The organism is Brevundimonas sp. Bb-A, assembly GCF_009394735.1.
Lineage (GTDB): Bacteria > Pseudomonadota > Alphaproteobacteria > Caulobacterales > Caulobacteraceae > Brevundimonas > Brevundimonas aurantiaca.
Map to the genome: position 1 here is coordinate 2,763,341 of NZ_CP045456.1, position 14,341 is coordinate 2,777,681.

Genomic DNA, 14,341 nt, shown 5'->3' on the forward strand with positions numbered 1-14,341 from the left:
ATCAGTCCGGCGCCTTGACCACCGCCAGAACCGCCGCCTCGACCACCTGATCACCGACGCTCGCGACGCTTTCGACTACCCCGTCGAAGGGCGCAGTCAGGGCGTGCTCCATCTTCATCGCCTCCAGCACCACGACCGGCTGCCCCTTGGCGACAAGGTCGCCCGCCTTGACCGGCGTGGCGACGATCTTGCCGGGCATGGGTGCGCGAAGGGAGCCGTCGGAAGCGGAACCTTCACCCGGTCCACGCTCATTGCTGGCTGTGGTGACAGACCATGCGTCACCCTGCTCGAAGATGACGCCCTCGACGCCCGACAACCCTCCAGCGTAACCTAAGCTCACGCCGTCGCCGACGACGATCCGGTCTTCATCGGCGCGGCTAACGACCGTTCGACCATCGGCCTCGATCTTCCAGCTAAAATCTCCGCTGCCGTTGGTCAGAACCGAGCCCGCTACCTTCTCGCCATTGATCTGCGCCTGAAACAGCGCACGTGAAGGTCCATTGAGGCGGAAACCAACCGCCGCACTGTCGGCGTCCGACGACCAAGGCGAAAGATACTCGCCCCGCTGCGGCGACAAATCATGACGGTCTGCGATCAGGTTCAACGCGGCGATCCGAGCGTTCGACGACGGGCCGCTAACCAGCAACGTTGTCTCCTCCGCCGCGATGAAGCCCGTATCCACATCCCCCGCCACGAAGCGCGGATGGTCCAGGCAGCGTTTCAGGAAGCCCGCATTGGTCTTGACCGGCCAAACCTCGACCTCGCCCGCCGCCTCGGCCAGGCGCGCCGCAGCCGCCTCGCGGGTGTCCTCATGGACGATCAGCTTGGCGATCATCGGGTCGTAGAACTGGCTGACCTCGCCCCCCTGTTCCACGCCCGTATCGACCCGAATCCCGTCGGGCATGACGAAATGGTCCAGCCGCCCGATGGACGGCAGGAAGCCGGTCGCCGGATCTTCGGCATAGAGGCGGGCCTCCATGGCCCAGCCGTTCAGGCGGATCTGATCCTGCTTCAGCGGCAGGGGCTCGCCCGCCGCCACCCGGAACTGCCATTCGACCAGGTCGACGCCGGTCACGCTCTCGGTCACCGGATGTTCGACCTGAAGCCGGGTGTTCATCTCCATGAACCAGACGCCGTCCGCCTTCAGCCCGTCCGAGGCGTCGGCGATGAATTCGATCGTCCCGGCCCCGACATAGTTGACCGCCTTGGCCGCCTTGATCGCCGCGTCCGTTACAGCGGCGCGCACGGCCTCGCTCATGCCCGGAGCCGGCGCCTCTTCGATCACCTTCTGGTGGCGGCGTTGCAGGGAGCAGTCCCGCTCATACAGATGCACGACCTCGCCGTGCCGGTCTCCGAACACCTGCACCTCGATATGGCGCGGACGGGTGATGTAGCGTTCGATCAGCACCCGGTCGTCGCCGAAGGCGGCCGCCGCCTCGCGCCGGGCGCTGGCCAGGCCGGCGGCGAAGTCGGCCGGATCATCGACCCGTTTCATCCCCTTGCCGCCGCCGCCCGCGACCGCCTTGATCAGCACCGGATAGCCGATCCGCGCCGCCTCGGCCGTCAACGTCTCTTGCGACTGGTCCGCCCCCTGATACCCCGGCGTCACCGGCACCCCGGCCTGGATCATCAGTTCCTTGGCCGCGTCCTTCAGCCCCATGGCCCGGATCGAAGCCGGGTCCGGCCCGATCCAGATCAGCCCCGCCGCCGCCACCGCCTCGGCGAAGTCGGCGTTTTCGCTCAGGAAGCCATAGCCGGGGTGGATGGCCTCGGCCCCCGTCGCCTTGGCCGCCGCCAGCACCTTGGCCCCGTCCAGATAGCTCTCACGCGCCGCCGCCGGCCCGATCAGCACCGCCTCGTCCGCCGCCCGCACATGCAGGGCGTCGGCATCGGCCTCGGAATAGACGGCGATGGTGCGAATCCCCATCCGCTGGGCGGTGCGGAAGACGCGACAGGCGATTTCGCCGCGATTGGCGACAAGGACGGACTTGAACATGCCCCGGTCTTAGCCGGATCGTGCGCCCCTGCCCAGCGGTTCTCCCCGGCTGCGACGGCGAGGCCTTGCGCCCCGCGCCAGACCGGCTATCCCGGCCCCATGTCCCTGCGCCCCCTCTTCGTCACCCAGGTCTATGAAGCCTCCCTTGCCGAGGGAAGCGGCTGGCCCGCCTTCAATGCCCAGCTGATCGAGGTGGTCCGCATGATGGCCGAAGAAGACGCCGCCGGCCGCCGCTGGTGCCGCGACAACGCCTATCGCGGCTACACCTCCTACGCCTCTCTGAACGACCTGCCCCAGCGCTTCCCCGAGTTCGCCGAGCTGAAACGCCATCTGGACCGCCACGCCCTGGCCTATGCCCAGGCGCTGAACTTCGACCTGGCCCGGAAGCCGCGTCTGGACAATCTGTGGGTCAACATCCTGAAGCCCGGCGGCGGTCACACGGGCCATGTCCACCCCCACGCCTTCCTGTCCGGCACCGTCTATATCGACGTGCCCGACGGCGCCTCCGCGCTGAAGCTGGAAGACCCCCGCCTGCCCTTCATGATGGCCCGCCCCGGCGTCACCGACGCGGCCCCCGAGGCCGAACGCCCCTTCGTCTATCTGCGGCCCCAGGCCGGGACGGTGCTGATGTGGGAAAGCTGGCTGCGCCACGAGGTGCCGACCAACCAGGCCAAGTCCGACCGGATTTCGATCAGCTTCAACTACGCCTGAGGGAGCGGCCCGGAGGCGACACAAATCTTCCCCCGCCTGCGGGGGAAGTGTCAGGCCGTGGCGCGCAGCGACACGCCTGACGATGGGGGAAGTCTTCCTTTTTGGCGACACTTCCCCCTCCGACCCTGGTCCGCTACGCGGACGCCGGGCCACCTCCCCCGCAAGCGGGAGAGGGTCTTTCGCCTATGACCCGGCGTGGGGGCGATCCCGCATCGTGCGGCGTCCAGAACCCCTCCACCCCCGCGCAAGCGGCGCGGCGGTCACCCTCCCCGCAGGCGGGGAGGAGACGGAGCGCCGGCCCTTGCCTGTCTCCTCCCCATGAAATGGGGACGCAGCGCGACGCGAAGCGGCGTGACGGTGGGGCTCTAAACCGCATCACCAGCCCGCACCCGCCCCGTCATCCTCCAGCTTGTCCGGAGTGCTCACGGCCCGCAAGGAGGATGGCAGGCGTTACGACAGCCACGAGGTCGCCGTTCCTGTAAGAGGACCGCCGCACGGGGCGATCTTTCCGTGCGCCGACGTGGAGGTCGTGTCGGATTTTAAGGAGGTAGCCTCTACGTCCAAAAATGACGGAGGCCCCACCTACGTCAATGTTAACGTGATTAACGGCACCTTAAGGCGTGTCAGATCACCTTGTTTCCATCAGATAGAACGAGCGCAGCATGGCATATCTATTCAGCATCAAACCCGAGTACTGCGCTCAGATTTTCGATGGATTGAAAACGGTTGAACTCCGGCGCCGAGTTTCGCCGAAAATCTCAGTGGGCTCCTTGATGCTAATCTACGAGACCACACCCACGAAAGCAGTCACGGGAGCCGCAGTCATAACCTCGGTCAAAGCCATGCCTTTGCGGTCGCTTTGGGGGTTGGCAGAACGAGAAGGAGGCATCTTACGGGATGCGTTTTTCGCCTATTTCGATGGGCTAGAGGATGGCTTTGCGATTGGCCTAGCATCTGCGGTACAATTTCCCACGCCAGTCCCCCTCAATGCGCTGACCCAATATTATAGCTTGCAAGCTCCGCAATCTTACCGAGAGATACCTGACCATCTAACGGCAGCACTTCTACGGCATGGCCAAATTTCTATTGGACACCAATATTCTGATACCGGTGGAAGATGCGAGAGCGACGCCGGATTCCTACGCCTCGCTGCTGCGTGACCTACAGGCCAAAGGCCATACATCTCACGTCCATGATGCCACACTGGCTGACATCAAACGCGACCAGGATGCTGCGCGCAGATCGATCTCGTTATCAAAAGCGGCAAAGTACCCCCGGATTAAGAACAGCTGGAGAGACAGGTCTGCGCTGACGAAAGAGTTCGGCGAAATACGGAATGAAAATGACCTGTCTGACGCCCACATTCTCAGCGCCCTCTACGACGGTATTGTCGATGCGCTGATCACAGAAGATCAAGGGCTCCACACTAGGGCGCACCGTCGAGGACTTGGACAGAAAGTCCTCACGGTACGTCAGGCGCTAGACTTTATCAACGGCACGTACGCGCGCATCGACTACGTGCTCAAATCAGTCTCTCGGAAATTTTGCTACGAGCTTAGACCGACCGACCCGATCTTCGATTCACTTATTTCGGACTATCCACCTTTCGCCAGTTGGATGGAAAAATGCCGAAGGAATGATCGCGAATGTTGGGTCGTCGAGGACGATAGCTCAATAGCTGCGCTGGTCATATTCAAGGACGAAAGCAGCGACGAAACGCCGTCGGGAGTACTCGGAGATCGCGTTCTCAAACTCTGCACATTCAAAGTCTCAGAGCGGTATCGTGGAGGCCGTTTAGGCGAACAGCTACTCAGACAGGCTATGTGGTTTGGATACGATGGCGGATACGACGCCGCGTACTTGACAGTTTTTCCAAAACAAATTGCGCTTCGCGAGCTGATTCAGTCGTTCGGTTTTCGTAACGTGTCAGAACAGGCGAACGGTGAGCTTGTGTATGCCAAACACTGGGATCGTCACCTAAAGTTAGACGCGTCCGACGTAGTACGAGTGCGCCGGAACTACCCTGCTTGGCCGGCAAAGTTTCACAGGGGGCTCATCGTTCCTGTGCGACCGGGCTACCATGATCGACTTTTCCCAGAAGCCGCATCACGCTTGGCAGACATGCCCGGCGATCTCTTTGCATCAGCTTGGTCTCAGGGCACTCCTGAACGCTCCAGCCCATCGAACAGCATTAGAAAAGTCTATCTCGGCTATACACCCACCGCCACTATTGAGCCAGGGACGCTTGTCGCGTTTTACCGGTCCAGCGACAATGAAATGGGCGTCAAAAGTGCTGTCACAGCCGTTGGAATCGCTGAGCGATACGACCGCATCGACGAATATGAGCAAGCGGTCGCTATCGTCGCCAAGCGTTCAGTTTATACAAACGAGGAGCTAGAAGTCCTTGTCCAGAAGCCGGGCCTGAAGGCTCTCACCTTCTTATTTTACGGCTACCTCAAAGAACCGCTTCTGCGAGCAGACTTGGAGGGCCGGGGTTTGCTTGACGGTCCTCCGCAGTCGTTCGTTGGCGTCTCAGGCGATCGGCTCAAACTGCTTGAGCAATTCGTCTCGGGCAACCTGGAGGCCGCTTAGTCAATGCACCCGCGCCTTCCCGATCTCCAACCCGCCCTCGCCGGCCGTCACCGCAATCACCCCGCCGTCCTCGATCTCGCCCGCCAGCAGCTTCCTCGCAATCGGGTCCACCAGCTCTTTCTGGATCACCCGCTTGAGCGGCCGCGCCCCATAGGCCGGGTCGTAGCCGCGGTCGGCCAGCCAGGCCAGGGCGGCGTCGTCCAGGTCCAGCGTCATGCGGCGGTCGGCCAGCAGCTTTTCGAACCGTGACAGCTGGATCCGCACGATCCCGCCCATCTGGTCGCGGCCCAGGCGGTGGAACAGGATGATCTCGTCGATCCGGTTCAGGAACTCGGGCCGGAAGTGGGCGCGGACGGCCTCCATGACGAAGGGGCGGACGGCCTCCACATCCTCGCCCTCGCCCTGATCGGCCAGATACTGGCTGCCCAGGTTGGAGGTCATGATGATCAGGGTGTTGCGGAAGTCGATGGTTCTCCCTTGCCCGTCCGTCAGGCGGCCGTCGTCCAGCACTTGCAGCAACACGTTGAAGACGTCGGGGTGGGCCTTTTCCACCTCGTCGAACAGGACGACCTGATAGGGGCGGCGACGCACGGCCTCGGTCAGGGCGCCGCCCTCGTCATAGCCGACATAGCCGGGAGGGGCGCCGATCAGGCGGCTGACGCTGTGCTTCTCCATATATTCCGACATGTCCAGCCGGGTAATGGCCGCCTCGTCGTCGAACAGGAAGTCGGCCAAAGCCTTGGTCAGTTCGGTCTTGCCCACGCCGGTCGGGCCCAGGAACAGGAAACTGCCCAGGGGCCGGTTGGGGTCGTTCAGGCCGGCGCGGGCGCGGCGCACCGCGTCGGAGACGGCGGCGAGCGCCTCGTCCTGGCCCACCACGCGGGCGGACAGGGCCTCCTCCATCTTCAGCAGTTTTTCGCGCTCGCCCTCCAGCATCTTGTCGACGGGCACGCCGGTCCAGCGGCTGACGACGGCGGCGATCTGTTCGGCGTCGACCACCTCGGGCGTCAGGGGGCCGGATTTGTCGGCCTCGTTCGCCTCGGCCTCGGCCAGCTGTTTCTCGATCTGGGGGATCTGGCCGTAGGCGATCTCGGACGCTCTCCCCAGGTCGCCGGCGCGCTGGGCGTTGGTCAGCTCCAGACGCAGACGGTCCAGGGTCTCGCGCAACTGGGCGCCCTGCCCGACCTTTTCCTTCTCGGCCTTCCACTGGGCGGTCAGGTCGTCGGACTGGCCTTCCAGATCGGCGATCTCGTCCTCCAGCTTCTCCAGCCGGTGTTGAGAGGCCTGGTCGGTCTCCTTCTTCAGGGCCTCGCGCTCGATCTTCAGTTGGACCAGGCGGCGGTCGATCTCGTCCAGGGCCTCGGGCTTGGAGTCCACGGCCATGCGCACGCGGCTGGCGGCCTCGTCGATCAGGTCGATGGCCTTGTCCGGCAAGAAGCGGTCGGTGATGTAGCGGTTCGACAGGGTGGCGGCGGCCACGATGGCGCTGTCGGAGATGCGGACCCCGTGGTGGACCTCGTACTTCTCCTTCAGTCCACGGAGGATCGACACCGTGTCCTCCACCGTCGGTTCGGAGACGAAGACCGGCTGGAAGCGGCGGGCCAGGGCGGCGTCCTTTTCGACGTGCTTCCTGTATTCATCCAGCGTCGTGGCGCCGACGCAGTGGAGTTCGCCGCGCGCCAGGGCGGGTTTGAGCAGATTGGAGGCGTCCATGGCGCCGTCGCCCTTTCCGGCGCCGACCAGGGTGTGCATCTCGTCGATGAACAGGACGATGCCGCCCTCGGCCGCCGAGACCTCGGACAGCACGGCCTTCAGCCGCTCCTCGAACTCGCCGCGGTATTTGGCGCCGGCGATCAGGGAGCCCATGTCCAGCGCCATCACGGTCTTGTCGCGCAAGGATTCGGGCACGTCGCCGTTGACGATGCGCAGGGCCAGGCCCTCGACGATGGCGGTCTTGCCCACGCCGGGCTCGCCGATCAGGACGGGGTTGTTCTTGGTGCGGCGGGCCAGGACCTGGATGGTGCGGCGGATCTCTTCGTCGCGGCCGATGACCGGGTCGATCTTGCCGTCGCGGGCGGCCAGGGTCAGGTCGCGGGCATAGCGTTTCAGGGCGTCGTAGCCGTCCTCGGCGGCGGCGCTGTCGGCGGTCTTGCCCTTGCGCACCTCGGCGATGGCGGCCTCCAGCTTGTCGGCCGTGACGCCCGAGGCCTTCAGCACCTCGGCGGCGGCTCCGCCCTCCTTGGCCAGGGCCGCCAGCAGGCGTTCGGTGGTGACGAAGGCGTCGCCGGCGGATTTTGAGGACTCTTCGGCGGCGGCGAAGACGCGGGCGGTGTCGCCGTCCAGATAGAGCTGACCCGAGCCGCCGGTGACCTGGGCGCGCTTCTTCAGCGCGGTTTCGACATCGGCCTCGGCGCGGCGGGCGTCGCCGCCGGCGGCGGTGATCAGGTTGCGGGCCAGGCCGTCGCGTTCCTCAAGCAAGACCTTGAGCAGGTGTTCGGGCGCGAACTGCTGATGGCGACGGGCCAGGGCCAGCGACTGGGCGGACTGGACCGCCTGTTTGGCGCGGTCGGAATAGAGATCGAGATTCATAGGTGTCCCCTCATCAGGCGGATTTCGCCCGCGCCGCCCTTTCAGGAAGCGACGACACGGGTCTGTGAAATCCAGATGGTGTGACCCGTCGGGCACACAAGGGGTGGCGGGCGGGAGATTTCACCCCGCCCGCTCAGAACCGTCCGAGGGCGTCAGCCGCCTGTCGGACCGGTCGAGAAGTCGAACTGTTCCGGCTGGCGGCGCGGCCCGCCGAAGTTCCAGGTCAGGCCGACGTAGAAGGCCCGCAGCTTGATGTCCTGCTCCGAGCGTTCGCGGAACTGCGGCGTTTCATAGATCGTCGTGGTGTTGAAGGTGTTGAACAGGTCGCGCGCGGTGAAGTTGAACGACAGCTGCTCGTTCAGCTTGCGACGATAGCCCAGATTGACCATGCCGCCGGCCTCGCGCCGCCCCTGGGCCAGAAGACTGTCGCCCTGCCAGAAGCTGGACAGTTGGACGAAGTCCTTGGCCGTCGGCTGCCAGTTCAGGCTCAGGCGTCCGCTGGCCAGGGTCGCCTCGCGGTCTCCGCCGCCGACCACGGCGCCCGAGTCGATCTCCTGACGGAAGACGTTGACCCCGGCGCTGTAGCGCAGGGTCGACAGCAGGCGCCCGTTCGCCGTCGCCTCGACGCCCACGTCTTGGCGCGAGCCCAGGTTTTCGGGCCGGGTCAGGAAGACGCCGCCGCCGATGTCGGTCGCCACATCGGTGAAGGCCTTGTCGGTGTTCCGAAGATAGGCCGTCGCCTGATAGAAGCTCTGCCCCTTGCGCATCTGCCACATGGCCTCGAAGCTGTCGGTCTCCTGCGGCTCCAGATCCGGATTGCCCGAGCGGACGTTCAACGGGTCCTGATAGACGACAAAGGGGTTCAACTGGCTGGGCCGGGGCCGCTGGATGCGGCGCGAATAGCTGGCGCGCAGCGTCTGTTCGGCCGACAGCTGATATTGCAGATGGGCCGTCGGATAGGCGCGGAAATAGTCCTGGGACGCCGAGGCGCCGCCGGTCAGATCCTTGATCTCGATGTCCGCCTGCTCCAGGCGCAGGCCCAGCTGAGCCGACAGCTTCTCGCCCAGAGGACGTTCGTAGGTGGTGTAGAGGGCGTGCACCGTCTGCTCGGCCTCGAACCGGTTGTTCAGGGCCGGGACGAGCGTCAGGGCGGCCTCGGACGGGCCCCGCAGGAAGCCGGCGTCCTGCTCGGGCCGCTGAAGGTTCAGCTCATAGCCCAGGCGCAGCTTGCCGCCGTCTGACATCGGGCGGGTATAGGCGCTGGTGAAGCCCCAGGTGACCTGATCGACGTCAGTCCGAGTGCGCTCGTACAGGGCCGCCGCCGCCGGCGTCAGAAAGGTGGTCAGGGCCTGGCTGGTGTTTTCATTGCTGTTGGAATCATAACGCAGTTCGTTGGACCATTCGTGGCCCTCGCCGTCGAAGCGACGCAGCACGCGGGCCGTGGCGCCCCAGTTGGCGAAGTCGAAGTCCGACGATCCCTCGCGCCGATAGGCGTTCGTCACCGCCCCGCCCGCGTTGCGCGTTTCGAACAGGCTGGAGGCCGAGCCCGTGCCGTCGAAGGCCACGCCGCGCAGTTCGCCGGTGATCTGGGTCTTGTCGTCCAGCTTGTATTCGGCGGTGAAGCGGCCGAAGGCGCCGTTCTGCTCGGACTCGATCGGCTGATCGACGGTGGTTGTCGCGACCACGGCGCCGGTCGTCGGGTCCAGTTGCTCCCGTGTCCGGCTGAAGCTCAGCTCCGTCGGATCGGAGCGGTAACTGAGGTCGCCCGACAGGGTCAGCCGGTCCTTCTGCCAGGATCCGCTGAGGCCGGCGTTCCAGCGACCGTTGTCGCCGACGTTCGCCCGCACCGAGCCGGTGGATTGCGTGCCCGGCTTGGGCGCCGTCGGCTTGGTGATCAGATTGATGACTCCGCCCGACCCCTCGGGTATGTAGGCGGCCGAGGGATTGGTCATCACCTCGATCCGCGCATATTGGCTGGCGGGCAGTTGGATCAGCGCCTGCCCGCGACCGGGGCCGGTCAGAATGCCGGACGGGCGACCGTCGACCAGTATGGTGACATTGGCGTCGCCGCGCAGGGAGACATTGCCCTCCGAGTCCACATCGACCGAGGGCACGTTGCGCAGGGCGTCGGCCAGGCTGCCGGAGGTCGCCTGCAGATCATTGGCCAGGCTGTAGCTGACGGAATCGATCGAGGTGCGGACGTCGTCGGCGCGCGCCGTCACGGTGACGTCGCCGACCGAGGCGGGCTGGTCGGAGGCCGGCTGGCCGGAGGCGGGCGGCGTCTGCCCGGCCGGCGTCTGCCCAGCCGGCGTCTGGGTCGGTCTCTGCTGAGCCGGCGCGGGCGTCTGCGACGGCTGCGGCGTTTGCGCCTGGGCCAGGGCGGCGGCGGGCAGCACGGCCCAGGCCGCGCCGAGCAGCAGAACAAGTTTGGACGACGTCATCCCCGATGATCCTGAAGGTGCGGCGGACGGCTTCCGACGCTTATCGATAATCGTTGCGTATCGAGCCTGCTTTGCAATGCAAAGTTACATCTTGGACAGGTCCATTACACCTTCGTCATGCTTGCTCCGAAAGCGATGGGTGACGCGCGCGAAGCGGCGCGTTAGCGTGTCGCCGCATCGAGAGTTGGAGCCTGCGCCTTGCCCCTGAACCTGACCCGTCGTCGCGCCCTGGCCGGCGCCCTCCCGCTGAGCCTCGCGGCCCGCCCGGCCCTGGCCTGGAACGCCGCCAACGACGATGCGGCCCTGGCCGAGGCGATCGACGCCTATGTGAAAAAGGCGATGGCCGCCTGGCCCGACCAGCCTGCATTGGGAATCGCCGTGGTCAAGGACGGCGCCGCCGTGCTGACCCGCGGCTATGGGGTGAAGGTTCAGGGCAAGCCGGCCGTCGCCGATGAACACACCCTGTTCGCCATCGCCTCCAACACCAAGAACGTCACCGCCGCCGCCCTGGCCATTCTGGTCGATGAGGGCAAGGTCAAATGGGACACGCCGATCAAGACCTATCTGCCCGATTTCCGGCTGGTCGATCCGTACATCGCCGACCACATCACGGTTCGCGATACCTTGAGCCACCGCGCCGGTTTCGGCCTGGGCGCCGGCGATCTGCTGTTCTGGCCCAACAGCGACCGGACCCGCGCCGAGGTCTTGGCTCAGGCCGCCTTCGTGCCGATCGAGGACGGATTCCGCGCTCGCTACCACTATTGCAATCTGATGTTCGTGGTCGCGGGGGCGGTGATCGAGGCCGTCTCGGGCCACACCTGGGAAGACTTCATCCAGACGCGGATTCTGGACCGCGTCGGCATGGGCGAGACCGTGCCCCTGGCGCGCCTGGCTGACCCGGCCAAGTCCGCCCTGCCCCACGGCCGGGTCGGGCCGCCGCTGCGCTATCAGGGCGCCATGACTCCGATCGCGGATTCGATCGTGGAGGTCTGGAATTGGGACTCGGCCGCCGCAGCCGGCGGAATCTGCACCACCCCGGCGGACTGGGCCAAATGGATGACGGTGCGGCTGAACGACGGGCGCCTGCCCGACGGGACGCGCCTGTTCTCCGAAGAGTCCGCCAGGGAAATGTATCGCCCCAACATCATCGTCGGCAACTCGCCGGGCCCGACGGCGGAATTGCCCAACCGCTCCATCGCCTCGACCTACGCCTTGGGCCTGCAGGTTCAGGACTATCGCGGCGAACGGCTGATCAGCCACGGCGGCGGATCGCCCGGCGGCATTTCCGCGACCGTTCTGATCCCCGGCCGCAAGGTTGGGTTCAGCATCTTCTCCAACGCGGAAGAGAGCTTCCTGCTGCGGGCTCTTCGCTCAGGCATCGCCGACATCTGCATGGGCAAGATCGACAAGGACTGGATCGCCGATTCCAAGCGACTGGAGGCCGAGGGCAACGCCAAGTCCGTCGCGGCCGCCGCCGAGATCGACGCCAAACAGGCGGCGGGCGCGCCGCCCTCCATGCCTCTGGACGCCTATGCCGGAACTTGGCGGGATCCCTGGTATGGCGACATCGTCATCGCGCCCAAGACCCGAGGGCGGGGGCGCGACCGCAAGCCGGGCTTGTGGCTGACCTTCACCCACACCCCGGCCCTGCAAGGCTGGTTAGAACCCTATGACGGCGAGACCTTCCGCACCCGCTTCCCGGACAAGCGGGAGGAAGACGCCTTTGTGACTTTCGACATCCAGACCGCCAAACCCGCCACGGCGACGATGAAGGGCGTCTCGCCGGACATCGACTTCTCCTACGATTACCAGGATTTGAGACTGACGCGGATTTGAACGTTCGGCCTGTGACCTAGGCGCGCAAGGGCGGAACGCCTAGAACCAGCAAACGCTGTCCTTCCATCAACCCAAAGGAGGACAGCCATGTCGAATTCAGAAACGCCCCGCGCGCTAGACCGTGAAGAAGCGGACATGGTCCGGCAAAGCCAGGCCCTGGACGAGCGGTCGCCGGCAGAACTGCGGGAATTGATCGGTCGGCTGCGGGCGCGCCGAGACAAGGCGCAGCGCCAAATCCGCACCCGCGCCCGTTCGGCTCAAGCGCGAGGCGGAACCGCCGGGGCCGACACCGGCGCGCGAGAGAAGAAGGCGCTGCTGACGGAGGCGATCGCGCGCGTCGCCGAAGCGATGGACGCCCGTCGGAGCGAGGGCGACGGAGAGACCAAGAGGGCGACCGACAATCTTCGCGACGCAGTCCGGCGCAAGGCTGAGAACCCGACTTGGACCGGCCCCGAGGACCGCACGGCGGATCAAGGACCGAGCGAAACTCCAAACACCAAGATCGCCCCCTCGGGCGCACTCCACGCCGAGGGCATGCGGGCCGCTATTTCGCGTTCAACCGGCAATCGTTGACCCCAAAGACCTGAAGCCCCTCCTGCGGACTTCAGGTCCTGATTTCCAGCAGCTCCAGCTTGGCTTCCTGCTTCGGCCAAGGGAGGACAAGCCGCCAGCGGCTCTGGCCGATTCGCTCCAGAACGCCCACCTGATCGCGTTCCGGACGATCGCCATAGGCGGGAAAGCCGGTCTCGGCGTCGCTGAGGGCCTGGGCGCCGATATAGACGAGGCGACGATCCGTGTCGGGATAGAGCAGGCCCTGAGTCCGCTGCGACCCCGTCGTCTTGGTCAGAACCAGATCCCCGCCGGGGGTCGTCTCCACCGAACAGGCGAACCAGGGATAGTCGACATAGGCCAGACCGGTTCCCTCCCCGCGCCGCCCCAGCTTGATCGTGCGGCACCGATAGGTTCCAGGCGGCGGTTGGAGGCGGTCCGGCAAGGCGGCGTTGGGGTCGACCAATGGCCCCAGGGCCTCGACCTCAGAGGCGAAGCCGGCGGCCTCGGCCTCGGCGCGGGCCATACGCCAGGCCTGGTCCAACCGACCGAGCAGGCTGGCGTCGGCCGCCGAGGCGACCTGACGCCAATCGTCGCTTCCGCCTTGAAGCCCGCCTTGAGCTGCGGAAGGTGCGGCTGCGGCGGCGGCTGTCGCGGGCGGCGCGACGCGCGGGGGGACGCCTTTGGCGGGCGCGCTGACGGCCGGCGAGGTTTCGGCGCGGCTGCCCGGACTGTTCTCACCGCAGGCGGACACCGCCAAGCCGAGAAGCAAGGGCGCAAAGAAGGTCGGGGTGCGGCGCATGATCGGCGTCTCCATCGGTTCAGGAGACGAACGGTCAAGCCGCCGCGCGGTTCAGTCGGTCTTGGCCGGAACCAGTTCGATCAGGTCCAGGTTCGACTCATACTGCGGCCACGGCAGCACCAGACGCCAGCGCGCCTCGCCGATCCGTTCCAGAACGGCGACCAGATCGCGATCACTGTTGCGGCCATAGGAGTTGGCGGCCGGTTCCTGGGCCAGGGCCATGGACCCCAGCAACAGCATGTGCCGGTCGTTCTCGGGGAACAGGAGGCCCGAAGGCCTCTGGGAGCCGGTCAATTTGGTGAACTTCAGACCGCGCGGCGTCTGTTCGATGCGACAGGCGAACCAGCCGTAAACCACATAGCCCAGTCCGTCCTCGCCGCCCTGGGAGCCCAGTTTCACGGTGCGGCAGCGGTAGTCGCCGGTCGGCGGGGTCACGCCGGGGCGTGCGGCGGACGGATCGATCAGATCGCCCAGACTGTTCAAATCGCCCGAACCGCGCTGGCGCCGCGCCTGTTGCAGGGCCAGATCCCAGGCGGCGTCACGACGCTGATAGCGATCCCGATCGGTCGAGGTGATGACGCCGCGCCAGTCCATCAGAACCCCGCCCGTTACGGAAGAGGGCGGCGGCGGGGGCGGAGGCGGCGGCGGGGTGGAGGCGCAGGCCGCCAGAGCGAGAAGGCCCGCCAGAGCCAGACCGCCCTTCGGCCCGGCCCCTGAGGCCAGGCGTCTAAGCGAGGGACAAGGCGGACGTATCTGGCGCATCAACGCTTCCCTGTGAAAAGGCGTCCGAGGGGACGGACCTTGCGGCGAAGTCGGTCTTTTAGG

10 protein-coding genes are annotated in these 14,341 nt (G+C 65.9%); 5 read left to right on the forward strand and 5 right to left on the reverse strand.

Features of this window, described 5'->3' with window-relative positions:
- Position 1: 1 nt before the first annotated feature.
- Entirely contained in the window at positions 2-1,996 is a 1,995-nt protein-coding gene (locus BSP_RS13550) for a biotin carboxylase N-terminal domain-containing protein (protein ID WP_152950666.1), read from the reverse strand.
- A gap of 99 nt (positions 1,997-2,095) precedes the next feature.
- Here BSP_RS13550 and BSP_RS13555 point away from each other — a divergent pair, with 99 nt between their 5' ends.
- From BSP_RS13555 to BSP_RS13565, 3 genes are all read left to right on the forward strand, one after another.
- A complete protein-coding gene (locus BSP_RS13555; protein WP_152950667.1) occupies positions 2,096-2,707 on the forward strand; it encodes a TIGR02466 family protein in 612 nt (203 codons plus the stop codon).
- Positions 2,708-3,369: 662 nt separating this feature from the next.
- On the forward strand, positions 3,370-3,867 hold the full coding sequence (locus tag BSP_RS16655) for an ASCH domain-containing protein (protein WP_152950668.1): 498 nt from the start codon (positions 3,370-3,372) through the stop codon (positions 3,865-3,867).
- A complete protein-coding gene (locus tag BSP_RS13565) occupies positions 3,779-5,299 on the forward strand; it encodes a GNAT family N-acetyltransferase (protein ID WP_152950669.1) in 1,521 nt (506 codons plus the stop codon). Before BSP_RS16655 ends, BSP_RS13565 begins: the two co-directional genes overlap by 89 nt.
- Here the strand turns inward: BSP_RS13565 and clpB are convergent, their stop codons facing one another.
- Positions 5,300-7,888: an ATP-dependent chaperone ClpB gene (gene clpB / locus BSP_RS13570; protein ID WP_152950670.1), complete on the reverse strand. Its 2,589-nt coding sequence runs from the start codon at positions 7,886-7,888 to the stop codon at positions 5,300-5,302.
- Between the two features lie 152 nt (positions 7,889-8,040).
- Positions 8,041-10,329, reverse strand: a complete 2,289-nt coding sequence (locus BSP_RS13575; protein ID WP_152950671.1) for a TonB-dependent receptor domain-containing protein — start codon at positions 10,327-10,329, stop codon at positions 8,041-8,043.
- 198 nt (positions 10,330-10,527) lie between these two features.
- Here BSP_RS13575 and BSP_RS13580 point away from each other — a divergent pair, with 198 nt between their 5' ends.
- Entirely contained in the window at positions 10,528-12,165 is a 1,638-nt protein-coding gene (locus tag BSP_RS13580) for a serine hydrolase (protein ID WP_152950672.1), read from the forward strand.
- 87 nt (positions 12,166-12,252) lie between these two features.
- Positions 12,253-12,738, forward strand: a complete 486-nt coding sequence (locus BSP_RS13585) for a hypothetical protein (protein ID WP_152950673.1) — start codon at positions 12,253-12,255, stop codon at positions 12,736-12,738.
- A 31-nt stretch (positions 12,739-12,769) separates the two neighbouring features.
- On the opposite strand, the gene BSP_RS13590 is transcribed toward BSP_RS13585, so the two are convergent.
- Together BSP_RS13590 and BSP_RS13595 are read right to left on the reverse strand one after the other, a co-directional pair.
- Positions 12,770-13,516 carry a DUF4893 domain-containing protein gene (locus tag BSP_RS13590; protein WP_152950674.1) on the reverse strand — a complete coding sequence of 249 codons (747 nt, stop codon included), beginning with the start codon at positions 13,514-13,516 and terminating at the stop codon, positions 12,770-12,772.
- Positions 13,517-13,567: 51 nt separating this feature from the next.
- Positions 13,568-14,278, reverse strand: coding sequence for a DUF4893 domain-containing protein (locus BSP_RS13595; protein ID WP_152950675.1), 711 nt, complete (start codon positions 14,276-14,278; stop codon positions 13,568-13,570).
- Between the last annotated feature and the right edge of the window lie 63 nt (positions 14,279-14,341).

Bases quoted from the DNA above. Each gene is read 5' to 3' on its own strand.
- BSP_RS16655 (WP_152950668.1), top strand. From the start codon at position 3,370: ATGGCATATCTATTCAGCATCAAACCCGAGTACTGCGCTCAGATTTTC.
- BSP_RS13575 (WP_152950671.1), bottom strand. From the start codon at position 10,329: ATGACGTCGTCCAAACTTGTTCTGCTGCTCGGCGCGGCCTGGGCCGTG.
- BSP_RS13585 (WP_152950673.1), top strand. From the start codon at position 12,253: ATGTCGAATTCAGAAACGCCCCGCGCGCTAGACCGTGAAGAAGCGGAC.
- BSP_RS13550 (WP_152950666.1), bottom strand. From the start codon at position 1,996: ATGTTCAAGTCCGTCCTTGTCGCCAATCGCGGCGAAATCGCCTGTCGC.
- BSP_RS13565 (WP_152950669.1), top strand. From the start codon at position 3,779: ATGGCCAAATTTCTATTGGACACCAATATTCTGATACCGGTGGAAGAT.
- BSP_RS13555 (WP_152950667.1), top strand. From the start codon at position 2,096: ATGTCCCTGCGCCCCCTCTTCGTCACCCAGGTCTATGAAGCCTCCCTT.
- clpB (WP_152950670.1), bottom strand. From the start codon at position 7,888: ATGAATCTCGATCTCTATTCCGACCGCGCCAAACAGGCGGTCCAGTCC.
- BSP_RS13595 (WP_152950675.1), bottom strand. From the start codon at position 14,278: ATGCGCCAGATACGTCCGCCTTGTCCCTCGCTTAGACGCCTGGCCTCA.
- BSP_RS13590 (WP_152950674.1), bottom strand. From the start codon at position 13,516: ATGCGCCGCACCCCGACCTTCTTTGCGCCCTTGCTTCTCGGCTTGGCG.